We start from the raw sequence: 16,959 nt of genomic DNA, 5'->3' as shown, positions 1-16,959 counted from the left end.
ATTTGGCGCGGCGATTAAGGACGGAGGAACTCATGAGTATTATTCATGCCGAACATCTAGTAAAAACTTACGGAGAGAAAGTTCTCTTCGACGATATTTCCTTTACGATCTCGGAAAAACAGCGGATCGGCCTGATCGGTGTCAACGGCACCGGCAAGTCTTCCCTGCTGAGAATTTTGGCCGGTTTGGAAACGCCGGACTCCGGATCGATCGTTCATTCCAATCATTTCCGAGTGGAATACTTGCCTCAGCAGCCGGAGTTCGATGAACGTTCAACGGTTCTGGAGCAGGTTTTCTACGGAGAAACGCCGCTTATGAAGGTGCTCCGCGACTACGAGCAGGCGCTTGCGGCCCTTGAAAACAGCCCCGAAGACGAGGCTGCCCAACAGAAGCTGATGCGGGTGCAGGCGAGAATGGACGAGCTGGACGCGTGGGAAGCAGGCACAACGGCGAAGACAGTCCTCACCAAACTGGGCATCACGGAATTCGGCAAGCCCGTAGGCGAGCTGTCCGGCGGCCAGCGCAAGCGCGTGGCCATGGCCCGGGTACTGATCCAGCCCGCCGACCTGCTTATTCTCGACGAGCCTACCAACCACATCGACAACGAGACGGTAGACTGGCTGGAGCAGTTTCTAAGCAAATGGAAAGGCGCTCTACTGCTCGTTACGCACGACCGCTATTTCCTGGAGCGCGTGACGAGCCGCATCTTGGAGCTCGACCGCGGCAGCATATACAGCTATGAAGGCAATTACACGACGTTTCTGGAGAAAAAGGCTGAGCGCATGGAGCGTGAGGCAGCCAGCGAAGACAAGCGGCGCAATCTGCTCCGCAGAGAGCTCGCCTGGCTGCACCGCGGCGCGAAAGCCCGCACGACGAAGCAGAAAGCCCGCGTCGAACGAGCGGAGGAGCTGCGCGACCGCAAAGTCGACGGGCCTGCGGCTAAGCTCGATATGGCTCTGGCAGGCAGCCGCCTCGGCCGCAAAGTCATCGAGCTGAAGCAGGTGAGCAAAGGCTACGAGGGCCGTGAGCTCATCCACGATTTCAGCTACATCGTGCTGCCGGACGACCGGATCGGCATTATCGGCCGCAACGGAAGCGGCAAATCGACGCTGCTGAATATGCTGGCCGGACGCCTCAGCCCGGACAGCGGTGAAATCGAGCGGGGGAGCACCGTCAAACTGGCCTACTACACACAAGAAAATGTAGAGATGGATGACAAGCAGCGTGTCATCGAGTATGTCCGCGAGGCGGCCGAGGTCATCCGGACGAAGGACGGAGAGAGCATCACGGCGGCGCAGATGCTGGAAAGATTCCTGTTCCCGCCGAATCTCCAGTGGACGCCCATCGGGAAACTTTCCGGAGGCGAGAAGCGCCGGCTCTATCTGCTGCGTACACTGATGGGAGAGCCGAATGTCCTGCTGCTCGACGAGCCGACGAACGATCTGGATATTCAAACCTTGTCCATTCTGGAAGACTATCTGGAACAGTTTCCCGGCGCCGTCATTACGGTATCCCATGACCGTTATTTCCTGGACCGGACCGCCGACCATCTGTTTTCGTTTACGGGCGGGGGCGAAATCGAACAGTATATCGGAACGTACTCCGAATACCTGGAGCTCAAACAACAGCGTGAAGCTTCCGAGCTTAAGCCCGACGCAAAAGAAAAAGCCCGGACCCAGGCCTCCGCCCCGTCCGCTCCATCCACCGGCACAGCCGGAGCGGTCTCCGGCGGGGAACGCGCGAAGAAGAAAAAACTCTCCTTCAACGAGCAAAAGGAATGGGATACGATCGAAGACCGCATCGCGGCTCTGGAAGAGAAGCTGGAGCGGATCAAGAGCGATATCGCGAAGGCCGGAAGCGACTACAGCCGGGTACAGGAGCTGTACGCCGAGGAGATTGCCGCCGGTGAAGAGCTGGAGCAGGCGATGGAACGCTGGACGATTCTCTCGGAGCTCGTGGAGGAAATCGAGCGCGGCAAGTAAGCTCATTCCCGCAATTACGAGCGGGGAGTCCTTTTTTATGCTATACTAAAAGGAATTGGCTTGGAAGAAGCCACGATTATACAAAAAGGCAGGTTAACCGCACTCATGATTACTGTAACGGATGTAACGCTTCGATACGGCAAACGCGCTCTTTTTGAAGACGTTAATATTAAATTTACTCCCGGCAACTGCTATGGCCTGATTGGCGCTAACGGGGCGGGGAAATCCACGTTTCTGAAAATTTTGTCCGGCGAAATCGAGCCCAACAAAGGCGACGTTCATATCGCTCCGGGCGAGCGTATGGCGGTTCTGAAGCAGAACCACTACGAATTCGACGAAACCGATGTTCTGAAAACGGTCATGATGGGCCATGCGCGCCTCTTTCAGATTATGGAAGAGAAAGACGCTCTCTACGCGAAATCGGACTTCTCCGAAGAAGACGGAATCCGTGCGGGCGAGCTCGAAGGCGAATTCGCAGAGCTTGACGGATGGCAGGCGGAATCCGATGCAGCCGAGCTTCTGATCGGTCTAGGCATTCCGAAAGAGCTTCACGACCAGAAGATGAAAGATCTGGACGGCAACGAGAAAGTCCGCGTCCTTCTTGCACAGGCTTTGTTCGGCAGCCCGAATATTCTGCTGCTCGATGAGCCTACCAACCATTTGAATCTCGAATCGATCCAATGGCTGGAGAACTTCCTGGCCAGATTCGAAGGCACCGTCATCGTGGTATCCCATGACCGTCACTTCCTGAACCAGGTTTGTACGCATATCGCCGACATCGACTTCAGCAAAATTCAGATGTACGTCGGCAACTACGACTTCTGGTACGAATCCAGCCAGCTGGCTTTGAAGCTTGCCAGAGAGCAGAACAAGAAAACCGAAGAGAAGCGCAAGGAACTCGAAACGTTTATCGCGAGATTCAGCGCCAACGCTTCCAAATCGAAGCAGGCGACATCCCGTAAGAAACAGCTCGAGAAGCTTACTCTGGACGACATTAAGCCTTCCAACCGCAAATATCCGTTCATCAACTTCAAACCGGAGCGGGAAGCGGGCAAGCAGCTTCTGGCGATTGACGGTGTGAGCAAGTCAGTTGAAGGGCAGAAGATTCTCGACAATATTTCCATCACCGTGAACAAAGGCGACAAAATCGCTTTCGTAGGTCCGGACGGACACGCGAAAACGACCCTGTTCCAGATTTTGATGGGCGAAACGGAAGCGGATGAAGGCACCTACACATGGGGCGTCACCACAACCCAGGCTTATTTCCCGAAAGACAACTCGCAGTACTTCGACGGTGTCGATATGAACCTCGTCGACTGGCTGCGTCAATATTCCAAAGATCAGGACGAATCGTTTATCCGCGGCTTCCTGGGCCGGATGCTTTTCTCCGGTGAAGAAGCGCTTAAGAAAGCGAGCGTTCTGTCCGGGGGCGAGAAAGTGCGCTGCATGCTGTCCAAAATGATGCTCGCAAGCGCCAACGTTCTGATCCTCGACGAGCCGACGAACCACTTGGATCTCGAATCCATTACGGCTCTCAATAACGGGCTGATCGATTTTGACGGCACAATGCTGTTCGTATCGCATGACCATCAGTTCATTCAGACGGTTGCCAACCGCATTATCGAAATTACGCCTAAAGGCGTGATTGACCGGATGATGCCTTACGATGAATATCTGGAAAACGAAGATGTACGCCGTCTGCGTGAAGAGTATTACGCTTAAACGGTAGAGGCATGCGTTCGGAATACACAGAAGAGGCGCTTGGATGTTCATCATCCGGGCGCCTTTGCTGCGCTCCGGAGATGCGGCAGCAGACGGATTTTCCGTTTGCCGCTCCGCACTGCCGTAACGCAATGAACACTGATCGAAAAGGAGCTGCCCGGTATGTTTGATCCGACGGTTTACGAGAATTTAAAAGTCGTTTTGGAAGGCGCTGTCTACGATTTGGATCTGTCCGGCGAGATTCTGGTGACGAACCGGTCAGACGTCATGGATTTATCCAGCTTGGGCCGCCAGTACCGGATCCGTTTTGTCCTCCGCGGCGGCGAAGAGAACACGGCTTCTCCGTGGGCGGAGCTTCATCTGGCGGCTGAACTGGAAGATTTGGCCGCGGAGCTGTTGAGCCGCAAAGGAGCCGAGCCGGGCTGTTCGCTTACGGTGAGATTCGGATTCCTTGTCGGCGATCCCTCGCGGGACTGTCCGGCGGTCGGATCGTCCCTGGAATCCATCTGGAGCGGAAGGCCGCTCATCACCCAGACGCTTTCTTACGTGTTCGGCTCCGAAAACGAAGGCTGGCACAATGAGGTTTTGCTTGAGTTCGGCCGCAAGGTCAACGAAAGCCATCTCGACGACTTCGAAGGGCTGCTGGAACATACGTTATTGTCGCTGTCTGCGCTTAGGGACAACCATGCTTTCTGAAACGGGGCAGCGCTTCCTTTTGCGCCAGGCTGCTGCCCTTTAAGGAATTTTCTTAGTCTTAGATGTATCCGGAGGTTTGGCAGCCGGAACACGGCTTTTTTTATGGAAAGGAGACTGGTATGCAGGAATGGAACGATGACCAAATCAAGCAGGCCCTCATAGAAAAACAGTCGTTCGCCGTATTTTTTCATACCCCATTTTGCGGAACTTGCAAAGTCGCCCGACGGATGCTCGACGTCGCTCTGACGATCGAGCCGGAATTGCCCCTTAAAGCCTGCAATGCGAATTACGCGGGGGCATCCGTGCAAAAGTGGAAAATCTCGTCCATCCCCTGTATAGTGGTGGTAGAGAAGGGAACTGCCGCACGATTCATTTACGCCGTGAAATCGGTCGACTATTTGCTGGCCGAGCTTCGTCATTTGACGGGGATGCAGCATTTGAGGGTCGTCGCGTCGTCGGATTTTCCGGACAATACTCCGTAACAGAGAGGAGCATCCACTTATGAACTATAGAAACGAAAGCACTGCTTCCGTCGGTGATCTGGTCATAGCATCTTACAAAACAGGGGAGTATATAGGCCGCATTGTGGAACCGCCGTCCAATATAAAAGCAGCCGTTCAGGTTCTTGCGGTCGTTAAGCATCCTTCGCAAGGGGATCTTCATAATCCGCAGCAGGGGGATGTCCCGTTCTTTCACCAGCGCCGCGCGCTGGCTTATCAGGAAATTGGGCTGATGCCGCTGTCGGGCATCCATGCCTATCATGGGAATGTGCCGGATTACACCCTTTCGCTCCAGCAGGCCCTCGAACGCGAGCTGAACATGCTGCATCAGACGGAGGAATGGGCAAGGCGTTCCATTGCGGAACTGGAAGAACTGCATCGTGAATATTTCCCGCAGTAATTCGGCCGCTGTACATGTTTTAGAGCCGTGATTAACTGATAACATGCGTAAATAAATCCGTATAAAAGAAGAAAAAATCCTGTATTCACACATCATGAACAGGATTTTTTCTGTTTTTGAACACCTTCCAGTAAGTTTCGCAGCTCGTCGGGCTCATAGCTCATAACCCGAAGGCCGCAGGTTCAAACCCTGCCCCGCAATCCCTTGTATTCAGGAAGAAACCCGTGACAGGCTATTCGTTTCATTTATTGGAGCGGGTATTCACGCGGTGACTACTGTTTGGGCACTTCCACGGCAACATTCCCACCGATTACGTTGGGCGTTTGCGTTTTGTTATAGAACCAGAAGCCAGGCGTGTCTTTAATACCGCGCAAAGTCAGCCGGAATTCCTTTTTGGGAAGGCGGTCCGACCGGATCAGCAGATTGCTGCCGTCAACCGAGATTTCTCCGGGATTAAGGGTAAAGCTCTGCGTTCCTGCCGAAACCGTCACATTTCCTTCGGATTTCGCCGAGCCTTCGTCGATTCTTTTTTGAAAAGGAATCTTTACTTCCGTGCGTGAAAGCCGCTGCGCTTTGCCGGGGACGGGAGCTTCCTTATACATATAACCGCCGAGATGGTATTCGTATGCGGTCCAGGTGGAATAGCCGAGTGCGCGGACGGAATCGGAAAAAGCGCTCACCCACCCGCCGTCCTTAACCATCGACAGGGCCGAGCCGATATCCGCCTGAACCCCGAGCGGAAGATCCGGGTACTCCGCTTTGATTTTATCCGCAAAAACCCGGTAATGCTTCACGTAATCGGGAGGAAGACTCTCCTGCGGTTTGAGCCAGTCGGGCCAATGGGTTTGAAGAAAGTGGATGTCCGGCTTAACCCGGCCGACCATGGCCGCGGCATCGAGGCCCTGCAATTCTCTCAACTTGTCGAAGGAACCGGGGCCCGCGTCTATAGCCAAAGACCAGGTCGCCACCAGTATATTAGGACGGGCTTCCCGCACTCCGCCTTTCCCGTTCATCAGCTCGTTCAGGAAATCGTTCACGGCTTCAACCCGGAAATCGACCCACTTCAGGTAGGCCGCCGTGTCGGTTAAATAATAGCGGGGCGAGGAGGCGTTGGTGAAATCCGGCATCTCCAGGCCCGTTTTGTCGCGGAACGCTTTCTGCGCGAGCGGCCCGACGTCTCCGTACACGCCGCGGTTGATTCCGTCCCATTCGGGAAAGTAGGGCTCGGCGACCTCGATCCCGTCGAAAGGATAATCGCGCACGAGTTTAGCCAGCGCCTGCTTTTTCCACTGGACATAAGCCGGGCTGTGGGGAGAGAACCGATAATACCCGTCGTTCAGAGGCTTAAGCAGCTCCATCTGCCACGAAGGCCAATCCGCCGGAAAACGTGCCGTAGAGTAACTTCCGTTACCGAGGACGAGCGCCCATACCCCGATGCCTTTTGCCTGGAGGGCTTCGATAAAGCTGCGATTCACATCGGTTTCGTTGACGACAAAATAATGGACCGTTTTGTACCCGCGCTGAAGAAGCTCGTCGGCTATGCTTTCGGGCGACCGGTTCTGATAATACGGAAAAGAGGGATCTACCTGGATGGAAGGGCCTTTCAGGGCGGCTTCTTTGCGTTTTTTCTCCGCCGCTTTGGAGTGAGGGGGCGGGGACAACGCCAAATCTTCCTGCGCGAGTGCGGGCACGGCCGACAACAGGTGAACGAGGAACGTCATCAGAATCGTCAGCGTAAGGGTTTGAACCAGCCTTCCCTTGCTCCGCCGTGGATCAGGGCCGTGCTTTTTCCAACTTGTCATGTCGTCATTCCTCCTTGCTTTCCGTTAGGATGGGCATTTCGGGGACGGATTTATAAATTTTGCATACGTTAAAATATTTCGCTTTTTTATTATATTACGGTAAAAATGTTCTTTATATGTCCGTGTATAGAAAAGACAGCGTTTTATTCTTTCGAAAACCTTTCGGAGAAAACCTTTTTGAAAATATGGCCGGAAGGCTGATGCTGTCCTTCATTTGTGTTAAAATAAAGCCGAACTTACTTTAACGTGATATCGGAGGGTTTTGCACAATGGCACTCAATGATGAGATCAGAATCGGCGTCATCGGCGCGGGCAATATCGGTAACGTGCACATACTAGGGCTGCTTGAAACCCCGGGCGTTACGGTAGCGGCGGTAGCTGACGTGTTTCTTCCGCTTGCCGAAGCGCGGGCCAAAGAACATCAGATCTCTAAAGTTTACGGAAATGGTGAAGATTTGATCCATGATCCCGACATAGATGCAGTGGTTATCGCCGTATCGAACGAATGGCACGCACCCCTTGCGGTAAAAGCGCTTCAGGCCGGGAAGCACGTCCTGCTCGAGAAGCCGATGGCCATTGATGTTAAGGCCGCCAAGGAAATCGTTCTGGCCGAACGCGAAAGCGGCAAGGTACTGATGATTTCTCACCAGCGCCGCTGGGAACCGCTTAATATGCAGGTGAAGGAGCTCGTTCAGCGCGGCAAGCTTGGCAATATCTACCATGCCAAAACCGGCTGGCTGCGCCGCAAAGGAATTCCGGGCTGGGGTACCTGGTTCACCCAGATGTCCAAATCGGGCGGCGGCCCGCTGATCGATATTGGCGTCCATATGCTGGATTTGTCCCTCTCGTTGATGGGAAATCCCCGTCCGGTTTCCGTCTTCGGCGCGACCTACTCGGAATTCGGTCCCAAACGCCGCGGAATCGGCAGTTGGGGCAAACCGAACTGGAGCGGCAGCTATGACGTGGAAGACTTGGCGACAGCCCTGATCAAGATGGACAACGGGAGCACGCTGACGCTCGACGTGAGCTGGGCGGCACTGACCGAAACCGACAATCAGCCGTATATTCATCTTCTCGGCACGGAAGGCGGAGCTACCTTGAGAGGAAGCACCTACGGTAAGCTGTTTGCGGAAATGTTCGATAAAGAAATCGACGTGGAGCTCCAGCTGCCCGAGCAGCAGACCGATCCGCGCCTCCTGATGAACATGCATTTTCTGGAATGCATCCGGACCGGAAGCGAACCGCTGACATCCGTCATGTCGGGCTATACGAACAACTTGATTCTCAATGCAATCTACGAATCGTCCCGTACCGGCAAAGAGGTTGAACTGGATTGGGATTTATCTAACTAACCCGGGGGAGCTGCAGAAAAGTGGATTGGATGGCGTTAAGCTTAATCGGAACGATCGCGTTTGCCGTCAGCGGCGCGATTGTCGCAATGGAAGAAGATTATGATATCCTGGGCGTTTATGTCCTGGGCTTTGTAACCGCATTTGGCGGAGGGGTAGTCCGCAACCTGCTGATCGGAGAGAAAGTGACGATGCTCTGGCAGCAGGGGTTCCAGTTCACGATTGCGCTGGCCGCAATGACACTGGTTTTTATATTTCCGCTGGCCTGGATCAAGCGGTGGAAATCCTGGGAATCGTTCTTCGACGCTATCGGTCTGGCGGCCTTCTCGATTCAAGGGGCGCTCTACGCGTCCAATCAGGGGCTGCCTGTAAGCGCCTCGATCGTTGCGGCCGTACTCACGGGAATCGGCGGCGGGGTAATCCGCGATCTCCTGGCCGGGCGCAAGCCTCTCGTTTTAAGAGATGAAATCTACGCGGTCTGGGCCATGCTGGCCGGCTTTCTTATCGGCATCGGCTGGCCCCAGAATCCGCTCGGTCTGATTATTTTGTTCATGATCGTAGTCGTGTCCCGGATGTTCTCGGTGATCTTCAAATGGAAGCTTCCGCGCCGTTCTCTCCGGACGCTGCTGCAGCAAAATGACGTGCCGAACAAACAGCGGCCTCCCGCGCTGCAGGAAGAAAGGAGAGAGTTCGATGTCAGCTGAATCTTTCTCGGCCCACGGCAAAATTTCAGGGGATCTTCTGCAGGAAAGACTGGAAACGGTCAAAGATTTGAAGCAGAGCGAGCTGGAGATGTACGCCTTGTCCAAAGATAAGGAAACCGGCGAGCACTACGTGCATTACGCGTACAAACACAGGCAAATTTCGGGTACGGGGGAAGAAGAACAGTTTCATCAGCTCCTCCCCGTGGAGAGCGACGATGTGCTCGGAATCCTGTTCTCGGATCAGCCGTACGAATATCCGGACGCCTGGAACCGGCCGTTCCTGCGCAACGGTCCCGAAGGGTTCTACATCTGGTTTGATCCCGCTTACGCCGAGGATACCGATGTGGATGAACATTTTGCCCGGGAAGTCCGGGAACGGCTGCTCAAAATGAAGCAGGCGGGCAAAGTGGATGAAGAAGCGGTAAGAAAGCTTTTTCGCGAGCTCGATGACTTGAAATAAGCGACACGGAAAGCGTCCCTCATGGGACGCTTTTTTTGTGCGCCAAGGCTGAGGGTACCCGGGCAGGACGGTGCCATCCTCCAAGGACAGAAGGAAAACAAAAAATCTCCATTCGCCGCAGCGTAAGGAGATCTTTTATAGATACGAACGAATTATTTGAAGTACGAAGTGGTGAGAGGGACGAACATGCCGCCGTCTTCCTTGATATCCGCGTGGACGAACAACTCTTCGACGCCGGCGATGTCGACTTCGATGGTCTTCAAGCCATCTTGGATGGCGATTGTCGTTGTTTTCAGTTTGATATCTTTTTTGCTGTCTTGGACATAAAAACTTTCGATATCATTTCCGGTAGCCGCCACCTGAAGCACAAGCTTCTGGTATTTGCCTTTGGGGTACAGCATGAAACTGCTGGAGCGGCTTGACTTCGCGTTGTCGAAGTAGACTTCTTTGTAATCTTTGCCGCCATAAGTCGTCAGATTGGGATCTTTCGTGTGATAGGACGAATTTTTGAAGTCCTTGGCCAGTGCGACCCCTTCCGCTTGCTCGCCTAACAGGACCGTGTTGGTTGCTCCGTCGTAATTGACGGCTACGTTCAAGGTTTTGGCAATGCTCCGGACAGGCAGATAGGTGTTGCCGTCATACGTGATCGGAAGCACGACAGCTCCCTGCTCATCCTGCAGTTGGACAGGGGAGCCGTTATATTTGACCGTAATGGAACCGTTCAGGTAGGCTTTAATTTCCTGTAGGTTGGCCCCGGCCAACACTCCGGTTCCCATACTCAGCACCATGGCGGCACCGATTGCGGTTGCTGCTAGTTTCTTTTTCAAATCATTCTCACTCCTCTTCGGGATTAGGTCACCTGAAAACGGGAGTTGAAAAACCCATTCAGGCGGCTTTGGTTACTTTATATACGTCAGGTTTTTACAATAGTTGCGGATAATTAACATTATAAGTGGAAATTAATTGATTAATAAGGGGCGGAATACCCAAATTATACGAAAAAGCATCCTTGCAAGGCTGCTTTTTTTGGAGCCCGGCAACGGGGAAGGGATAACTTTTAAAAAAGAACAGGCGTGGGAAGAATAAGAAGCGGTACGGCTCAAGCCGAAAACCATTCGACGGGAAGACATCCGACAGATCCGACAGGAGGCTTAACACATGAAGACGAACGGATACACGTTTGCCGAATTGAACGGAAAAGAAGAACTGATTGAAGAGATCCGCAGCTTGGAAAGCAAATTGCAGGAACAGACTGGGGAACCGATCACCTTGATCGCTTACGAAAAAGAGCGGGCCGGGAACGGAGAACGGGCATGAGTCTTCCTACGCCATGGCGCTGATGCTCAATGACATCCCTTCCTATATGAGCTGTCCTTCCTGCGGAAATGATCTGCATTTTTATCCGTTTGCGCTTATCGAGGAGCCGGGAACTTGACACCGCTTGTTCTTTTGACAGATAGTTAAAAAGAGAGAACGCAACACGGGAAGGAAGAACGCAGGATGAACAGCACACCAGCCGATTTCATGCGGCAATGGGAACTCCCAGAGAGTATTACAAATCGACTCCTTACACTGCGCGGCCGGATCGAATCGGGCCAGTTAGCAGAGGAACAGCTCCGTTTAATCGGAAAACCGGGGTTCGTCCCCGCACAGCCCGAAGTGCTCACAGATGCGATCATCGCTTTGGCGCTCGGCAAGCCCGTTTTGCTGAAAGGACCGACGGGTTCCGGCAAAACGAAGCTGGCCGAGCACTTGTCTTTTCTGACGGGCCAGCCGATGCACAGCGTCAATTGTTCCACGGATCTCGACGCGGAAGCTTTGCTCGGGTTTAAGACCCTGAGCCGGTCCGGGGAAGGCACGACGATTGAATTTGTGCCGGGGCCGGTCATTACGGCCATGAAAGCCGGGCATATCCTTTACATAGATGAAGTAAATATGGCGAAACCCGAGACACTGCCGCTTATTAACGGAGTTCTCGACCACCGGAGAACGCTGACCAATCCGTTTACGGGCGAGACGGTCACGGCTCATGAAGATTTCCGCGTTATTGCGGCGATTAACGAAGGATACATCGGGACCGTTCCGCTTAACGAAGCGCTGAAAAATCGTTTCGTGGCCGTCGACGTCCCTTACCTTCAAGGAGATGCGCTCCTCGGCCTGCTGACAGAACGTACGGAACTGCGGGACACCCGGCTTCTCGAAGCGTTTGCGGCGCTGTCCGCCGATTTGCTGGCTCTCGTGCAGATGGGTCAGTTGTCCGACGAAGCGGCGTCTGTCCGCGCCCTGCTGGACGCGTGCGATCTCGCCGCGTTCATGCCGCCCCGGAGAGCCGTGGAACGGGCCATTGCCGCCAAGCTGGAAGACGAACGCGAAAGGGCCGCCGTGCGCAACGTGGCGGAGACGCTCTTTTAGCGATGTTCGTCGGGAAGCTGAATCTGCTCGATAACCGGCTGGAAGCCTTTGTGCTTATGCAGCTTGTGGATCTGGCCCGGACCTTTACCCGGAACGGGGATCTGGAGCTTCAGCTCGCTTTTCATTCCCATTATGAGGAAAGTAAGGCGCTGCTGACGGTCAGCCAGTTCTGGCGGGACTGGAAACCGGCACAGCGGGAAGCCGGCATGAAAAGCGACGTCTATCTCCGCGCGCTCGGCAGTGCGTGGTATTCGGGAAGACGGGAAACCGAAGCGTTCCTGGAGTCCGTTACGGAGTCGCCGCTTTCCAGGCTGGGGAATGAGTTGTTCGCCCTCTGCGAGGACTTGCGGCTGGAACAGATCTGCCGTCGCATCCGTCCCGGCACCTCAGCTGTGTTTGAGGATAGAGCGGACGTGTACAAAGGGTATTTCACGCACAAATTCAAAACGCACCTCGCCCGTCACGAGTTTGCGGACGCGCTGTTCGTTTCCGTTTACCTCTGGTTTAAAGGGGCGGACGTACATGCGCTCTATAGTGAAACGGGCAGCAGGATAGGCGAAACTTTCGCGGAATCTGCTGCGCCGACGAAGCATGTAGAAGAACTGCTCCGGCTTGTGCAGCCGCTGCTGGAGGAGGCCGAAACGGCGGAGACGACGGCAGAAAACGCCCGGCTGTGCCTGCAGATGCTGGAGCTGCTGGAATACCGGCTGGAGCGTGATGCGGCGGTCGCGTATTTCTCGGCCCAGCCCGGAAGCGGTACGGACGCGCCCTTGAGGCGCGGAGAACGTCCTGCCGGCAAGAAGGCGAAACGCCTCGCGAATGACGATGCGGAGCGGCTTAGCCCCCGGCAGGACAAAGACCGCAGAAGCGAGCGCCAGTCGATGTGGCACCGGGAGACCCGGAGCACCGCCGGGGAAGCGCTGCGGCAGTCGGTCGAGCGGGGCACGCGGACCGCACGGTTCAGCGGGGCGGCCGCGAGGCCCGGGGACGACACGGCCGAAGAGGCGACGGCCGCCGCCCGCGGGCGTTCCGCCGCTTCCGAGCGGAAGTCCGAGCCGCCGCCGGACAGCAGCGCGCCGTTCATACCGTCCGGTGCCTCCGCCGGAAGCGGGGAGGGCTCCTCGGGCCTGCGCGCGGTCGCCGAGTTTCAAGCCCCGCGCAGGCCCACTCCCGCCGAAGAAGACGCTTACCGCGAAGCGATCCGTGCGGTGGAGCCGCTGACGAGGCAGTTGACCCGCACGGTGAGGCTGACGCTGGAGCGCAAGCGGGTCGCCCCGCGGAGCGATCTGCTCTACGGGCGGCTCGGCCGAAGGCAGCTGCTGCGCTACGTGACGGACGAAGCGCCGCGGCTCTTCACCAAGAAGCAGAACCCCGCGCCCAAGCTCGATGCGGCCTTCTCGCTTCTTGTCGATTGCTCCGCTTCCATGTACGATAAGATGGAAGAGACGAAGCTGGGCATCTCGCTCGTTCACGAGACGCTCCGGACTCTGCGCATCCCGCACGAGGTGACGGGCTTCTGGGAAGACGCGGACCGGGTCACGGCCGAAGAAGCGCCGAACGTGTTCCACACGGTCATCGACTTCGGCTCGTCCTCGGCTCCGCGGAGCGGCGCCGCTCTGCTGCAGCTGGAGCCGCAGCAGGACAACCGTGACGGGTTCGCGATCCGTCACGCCGCCCGGCGGCTGCTGCGGCGCCCGGAGAAGCAGCGCGTGCTGCTTGTCTTCTCCGATGGCGAGCCTTCCGCCGCCGAATATCAGGAGGACGGCATCCTCGACACGTACGAGGCCGTCCTGGAATGCCGCAGGCTCGGGATCGACGTCATCAGCGTCTTCCTCGCCAGCGGCGAGGTTCACGAGACGCAGCGGACCACGATGCGCAACATCTACGGCAGGCACGGGATCGTGGTCCCGCACGCCGCCGAGCTGCCGGAGCATCTCGCTCCGCTCCTGCGCAAGCTGCTTCTGCACAGCGGCGGGTAGGGCGTCATCCCGAATAATTCGGTAGTCTCTTTTTCGGCGCCCGCCGTCAAGAACGTGATCACACATGGGAATACTTGCCTAACCGCAAGCTCACAAAATATAGAGGCACACTGCTGCACTCTGGGGAGAGGACACCGTATGTTTGGAGCACCGCTATCAGGGAAATCGAAGAAAATCATGCTGCTAGGTTCCGGGGAACTTGGCAAAGAAGTCATTCTGGAGGCGCAGCGGCTCGGAATCGAAACGATCGCGGTCGACCGCTACGATCACGCGCCTGCCATGCAGGTGGCGCACCGCAGCTATGTCATCGACATGCTGGACAGGCAGGCGCTTCGCGAAATCATCGAACGGGAGCGGCCCCATCTGATTGTGCCCGAGATTGAAGCGATCGCCACACAAGAGCTGGTCGAGCTGGAGAAGGAAGGCTACCGTGTCATTCCGACCGCGAACGCGTCGCGCCTCACGATGGACCGGGAAGGCATCCGCCGGCTGGCTGCCGAGGAGCTCGGTCTGCGTACGGCGAAGTATGCCTTTGCCGATACGCTGGACGAACTTCATGCCGCGGTCGCGGAAATCGGCACGCCATGCGTCATCAAACCCATCATGAGCTCGTCGGGCAAGGGCCAGAGCGTATGCCGGTCCGAAGCGGACATCGAAGCCTGCTGGAATACGGCATTGGAAGGCGGACGGGCGAAAAAAGCCCGCGTCATCGTCGAGGCGTTCGTCACGTTCGAGTCCGAAATTACGCTGCTCACCGTCCGCTCCGTAAGCGGCACTTCCTTCTGCGCCCCGATCGGTCATGTGCAGAAGGAAGGCGACTATATCGAATCGTGGCAGCCGCACGTGATGAGCGAGTCCCATATCGCGGAAGCCGAGCAGATGGCGCGGACGATCACCGATGCGCTCGGCGGATACGGAATCTTCGGCGTCGAGCTGTTCCTCACGAGCGAAGGCGTATATTTCAGCGAGGTTTCGCCGCGTCCGCACGATACGGGCATGGTCACGATGGCGACTCAGGACCTCTCCGAATTTGCGCTCCACGCAAGAGCGATTCTCGGGCTGCCGATTCCGCAAATCCGCCTGCTTACGCCAGGCGCTTCCCATACGCTGAAGGCGGACCGCGGCAGCACCGATTTCCAAATCGGGGGGCTGGAAGAGGCGCTCGCCGTACCGGATGTTCAGGTGCGGGTTTTCGGCAAGCCGGAAACGAAACCGGGCCGCCGGATGGCGGTTGCCCTTGCCGCCGCGCAGGACACGGAAACGGCCAGAGCCATGGCCGCCGAGGCGGCAGGCAAGCTTTTTATCCGGTACGGGGAATAAAGCCCGTACCCGAAACGTTAGCGTTTCGTACAGCCGGGACGGAAGATGAAGTTTACAAGCTTTCGCTCCGGCCGACGAGAAGGAGGTTTTGACCCATATGGAAGCGAAACCGACGAGCGTCTCCCGCTCCATTATGACGGAAGTAATTTTTCCGCTGGATACCAACTATCACGGGACGGTTTTCGGCGGCAAAATAATGGAATATATCGACAAGATCGCGACAATCGCAAGCATGCGCCATTGCCGGCGGGGCGTCGTTACGGCTTCGAGCGACAGTCTCGACTTTCTGGCCCCCGTGCATCTGGGTGAAGCCATCGAGCTGGAAGCCTTCGTGTCCTGGACGCACCGGAGCTCCATGGAGGTTTACGTGCGCGTGGTGGCCGAAAATATGTTTACCGGCGAAAGGCGGACCACAGCCACCTCGTTTATCACTTTTGTGGCGTTGGATGATGAAGGCCGGCCGACCCCCGTCCCTGCGGTCATACCCGAGACGGAACGGGAAAAGCGCTTGCACGAATCCGCCCCGGCACGCTACGAGGCGCGCAAGAAACGCAAGGCGGAGCGGGAAGCCGATTGAAGAATCGGCGCGTGCTTAAATTTTTCGCCGGAAGCGGAACCGGCGTCTTTCGGAGCCGTACCAACAGGTAAAAGTACGTGCTAACGATATCGGTTCCTATTCCAATGAACAAAGGAGTGCTTGCGCTTGAACGCTCACGAGATTGATTATGTCATTCACGGCAATGAAATGCAGTACGTGGAGATTGAGCTTGACCCGCAGGAAAGCGTCGTTGCCGAAGCCGGCAGCATGATGATGATGGAAGGCAATATCGGTATGGAAACGATTTTCGGCGACGGATCGGGCAGCGGCGGCCGGGGTCTGATGGGCAAGTTGATGGGAGCGGGCAAGCGGCTGCTTACCGGGGAAAGCTTGTTTATGACCGTGTACACCAACAACGGGCGGGGCAAAGAGCACGTCACGTTCGCGGCTCCGTATCCGGGCAAAATCATTCCGATGGATCTGCATGCGCTGGGCGGCAAGCTGATTTGCCAGAAGGATTCGTTCCTGTGCGCGGCCAAAGGCGTATCCATCGGCATCGAGCTGCAGCGCAAGCTGGGAGCTGGCTTTTTCGGAGGGGAAGGCTTCGTCATGCAGAAGCTGGAAGGCGACGGACTCGGCTTCGTGCACGCCTGCGGTTCTATTCTGGAGCGCGAGCTTCAGCCGGGTGAGGTGCTTCGTGTCGATACAGGCTGCTTCGTTGCGATGACGCCGGACGTCCAGTATGACATCGAGTTTGTAAAAGGCATCAAAACAGCCGTTTTCGGCGGCGAGGGGCTGTTCTTCGTCACTTTGAGAGGCCCCGGCAAAGTGTGGCTGCAGTCTTTACCGTTCAGCCGCCTGGCCGAGAGAGTGCTCGGCGGAGCTATCCGGGGCAAGGAAGAAGGCAGCGTGCTCGGGGGCCTCGGCAATCTGTTCGAAAGGCACTAGAGCGGCCAAAGCCCCAAGCAGCGGGGCGTTCCCGTTTTCAGAGAACGGCTGGCGCTTCGAGAGGTTCCGCGCGGGGAGCCTGTCGCTTAATCGCTCCGCTTTGTCCACAGCGAAGCGAACGTGCGCATACACATTGAAAAAGGCAGT

General features: G+C 56.2%; 16 protein-coding genes. 14 read left to right on the top strand and 2 right to left on the bottom strand.

Going from position 1 to position 16,959, the window contains the following annotated elements; translation table 11 throughout:
* The first annotated feature begins 32 nt into the window (after positions 1-32).
* The 5 genes from PCH01S_RS07245 (at position 33) to kapB (ending at position 5,300) form a co-directional block, all read left to right on the top strand.
* Positions 33-1,982, top strand: coding sequence for an ABC-F family ATP-binding cassette domain-containing protein (locus tag PCH01S_RS07245; protein ID WP_042228055.1), 1,950 nt, complete (start codon positions 33-35; stop codon positions 1,980-1,982).
* Positions 1,983-2,087: 105 nt separating this feature from the next.
* Positions 2,088-3,704: an ABC-F family ATP-binding cassette domain-containing protein gene (locus tag PCH01S_RS07240; protein WP_042228850.1), complete on the top strand. Its 1,617-nt coding sequence runs from the start codon at positions 2,088-2,090 to the stop codon at positions 3,702-3,704.
* Positions 3,705-3,866: 162 nt separating this feature from the next.
* The gene (locus PCH01S_RS07235) at positions 3,867-4,400 is read left to right on the top strand and encodes a hypothetical protein (RefSeq protein WP_042228054.1); all 534 of its coding nucleotides are present in this window, start codon (positions 3,867-3,869) and stop codon (positions 4,398-4,400) included.
* A gap of 119 nt (positions 4,401-4,519) precedes the next feature.
* Positions 4,520-4,882, top strand: coding sequence for a thioredoxin family protein (locus PCH01S_RS07230; RefSeq protein ID WP_042228053.1), 363 nt, complete (start codon positions 4,520-4,522; stop codon positions 4,880-4,882).
* A gap of 19 nt (positions 4,883-4,901) precedes the next feature.
* Entirely contained in the window at positions 4,902-5,300 is a 399-nt protein-coding gene (kapB, locus tag PCH01S_RS07225; RefSeq protein ID WP_042228051.1) for a sporulation phosphorelay system protein KapB, read from the top strand.
* A gap of 272 nt (positions 5,301-5,572) precedes the next feature.
* On the opposite strand, the gene PCH01S_RS07220 is transcribed toward kapB, so the two are convergent.
* Positions 5,573-7,102: a hypothetical protein gene (locus PCH01S_RS07220; RefSeq protein ID WP_042228049.1), complete on the bottom strand. Its 1,530-nt coding sequence runs from the start codon at positions 7,100-7,102 to the stop codon at positions 5,573-5,575.
* A 269-nt stretch (positions 7,103-7,371) separates the two neighbouring features.
* Between PCH01S_RS07220 and PCH01S_RS07215 the strand changes: the two genes are divergently transcribed.
* The 3 genes from PCH01S_RS07215 to PCH01S_RS07205 are packed head-to-tail and all read left to right on the top strand — an operon-like array spanning position 7,372 to position 9,615.
* Complete coding sequence (locus PCH01S_RS07215; RefSeq protein ID WP_042228048.1) at positions 7,372-8,454, top strand: Gfo/Idh/MocA family protein; 1,083 nt, start codon at positions 7,372-7,374, stop codon at positions 8,452-8,454.
* Between the two features lie 20 nt (positions 8,455-8,474).
* Positions 8,475-9,155, top strand: coding sequence for a trimeric intracellular cation channel family protein (locus tag PCH01S_RS07210; protein WP_016424035.1), 681 nt, complete (start codon positions 8,475-8,477; stop codon positions 9,153-9,155).
* On the top strand, positions 9,145-9,615 hold the full coding sequence (locus PCH01S_RS07205) for a hypothetical protein (RefSeq protein WP_042228047.1): 471 nt from the start codon (positions 9,145-9,147) through the stop codon (positions 9,613-9,615). Before PCH01S_RS07210 ends, PCH01S_RS07205 begins: the two co-directional genes overlap by 11 nt.
* 152 nt (positions 9,616-9,767) lie before the next feature.
* Here the strand turns inward: PCH01S_RS07205 and PCH01S_RS07200 are convergent, their stop codons facing one another.
* The gene (locus tag PCH01S_RS07200) at positions 9,768-10,442 is read right to left on the bottom strand and encodes a stalk domain-containing protein (RefSeq protein ID WP_042228046.1); all 675 of its coding nucleotides are present in this window, start codon (positions 10,440-10,442) and stop codon (positions 9,768-9,770) included.
* A 331-nt stretch (positions 10,443-10,773) separates the two neighbouring features.
* On the opposite strand from PCH01S_RS07200, the gene PCH01S_RS30815 reads away from it, so the two are divergent.
* From PCH01S_RS30815 to PCH01S_RS07175, 6 genes are all read left to right on the top strand, one after another.
* On the top strand, positions 10,774-10,932 hold the full coding sequence (locus tag PCH01S_RS30815) for a hypothetical protein (protein ID WP_164977125.1): 159 nt from the start codon (positions 10,774-10,776) through the stop codon (positions 10,930-10,932).
* A gap of 183 nt (positions 10,933-11,115) precedes the next feature.
* Positions 11,116-12,027, top strand: coding sequence for an AAA family ATPase (locus tag PCH01S_RS07195; protein ID WP_042228045.1), 912 nt, complete (start codon positions 11,116-11,118; stop codon positions 12,025-12,027).
* 2 nt (positions 12,028-12,029) lie between these two features.
* Positions 12,030-14,006, top strand: coding sequence for a vWA domain-containing protein (locus PCH01S_RS07190; RefSeq protein ID WP_042228044.1), 1,977 nt, complete (start codon positions 12,030-12,032; stop codon positions 14,004-14,006).
* A gap of 138 nt (positions 14,007-14,144) precedes the next feature.
* Positions 14,145-15,326 (top strand): formate-dependent phosphoribosylglycinamide formyltransferase, encoded by a 1,182-nt coding sequence (purT, locus tag PCH01S_RS07185; protein ID WP_042228042.1) that lies wholly within the window; start codon positions 14,145-14,147, stop codon positions 15,324-15,326.
* A 97-nt stretch (positions 15,327-15,423) separates the two neighbouring features.
* Entirely contained in the window at positions 15,424-15,903 is a 480-nt protein-coding gene (locus PCH01S_RS07180) for an acyl-CoA thioesterase (RefSeq protein ID WP_042228040.1), read from the top strand.
* Between the two features lie 126 nt (positions 15,904-16,029).
* Positions 16,030-16,812: a TIGR00266 family protein gene (locus PCH01S_RS07175; protein ID WP_042228039.1), complete on the top strand. Its 783-nt coding sequence runs from the start codon at positions 16,030-16,032 to the stop codon at positions 16,810-16,812.
* Positions 16,813-16,959 lie beyond the last annotated feature (147 nt).

Origin of the sequence: Paenibacillus chitinolyticus NBRC 15660 (assembly GCF_000739915.1) — a bacterium.
Classification (GTDB): Bacteria; Bacillota; Bacilli; order Paenibacillales; family NBRC-103111; genus Paenibacillus_F; species Paenibacillus_F chitinolyticus.
The sequence above is the reverse complement of the archived record's forward strand: the minus strand, read 5'-3'. Positions and strand labels throughout refer to the sequence as shown.

Excerpts from the sequence above, each read along its gene's own strand:
- PCH01S_RS07245 (WP_042228055.1), top strand. The coding sequence starts at position 33 with ATGAGTATTATTCATGCCGAACATCTAGTAAAAACTTACGGAGAGAAA.
- PCH01S_RS07240 (WP_042228850.1), top strand. The coding sequence starts at position 2,088 with ATGATTACTGTAACGGATGTAACGCTTCGATACGGCAAACGCGCTCTT.
- PCH01S_RS07235 (WP_042228054.1), top strand. The coding sequence starts at position 3,867 with ATGTTTGATCCGACGGTTTACGAGAATTTAAAAGTCGTTTTGGAAGGC.
- PCH01S_RS07230 (WP_042228053.1), top strand. The coding sequence starts at position 4,520 with ATGCAGGAATGGAACGATGACCAAATCAAGCAGGCCCTCATAGAAAAA.
- kapB (WP_042228051.1), top strand. The coding sequence starts at position 4,902 with ATGAACTATAGAAACGAAAGCACTGCTTCCGTCGGTGATCTGGTCATA.
- PCH01S_RS07220 (WP_042228049.1), bottom strand. The coding sequence starts at position 7,102 with ATGACAAGTTGGAAAAAGCACGGCCCTGATCCACGGCGGAGCAAGGGA.
- PCH01S_RS07215 (WP_042228048.1), top strand. The coding sequence starts at position 7,372 with ATGGCACTCAATGATGAGATCAGAATCGGCGTCATCGGCGCGGGCAAT.
- PCH01S_RS07205 (WP_042228047.1), top strand. The coding sequence starts at position 9,145 with ATGTCAGCTGAATCTTTCTCGGCCCACGGCAAAATTTCAGGGGATCTT.
- PCH01S_RS30815 (WP_164977125.1), top strand. The coding sequence starts at position 10,774 with ATGAAGACGAACGGATACACGTTTGCCGAATTGAACGGAAAAGAAGAA.
- PCH01S_RS07195 (WP_042228045.1), top strand. The coding sequence starts at position 11,116 with ATGAACAGCACACCAGCCGATTTCATGCGGCAATGGGAACTCCCAGAG.
- PCH01S_RS07190 (WP_042228044.1), top strand. The coding sequence starts at position 12,030 with ATGTTCGTCGGGAAGCTGAATCTGCTCGATAACCGGCTGGAAGCCTTT.
- purT (WP_042228042.1), top strand. The coding sequence starts at position 14,145 with ATGTTTGGAGCACCGCTATCAGGGAAATCGAAGAAAATCATGCTGCTA.
- PCH01S_RS07180 (WP_042228040.1), top strand. The coding sequence starts at position 15,424 with ATGGAAGCGAAACCGACGAGCGTCTCCCGCTCCATTATGACGGAAGTA.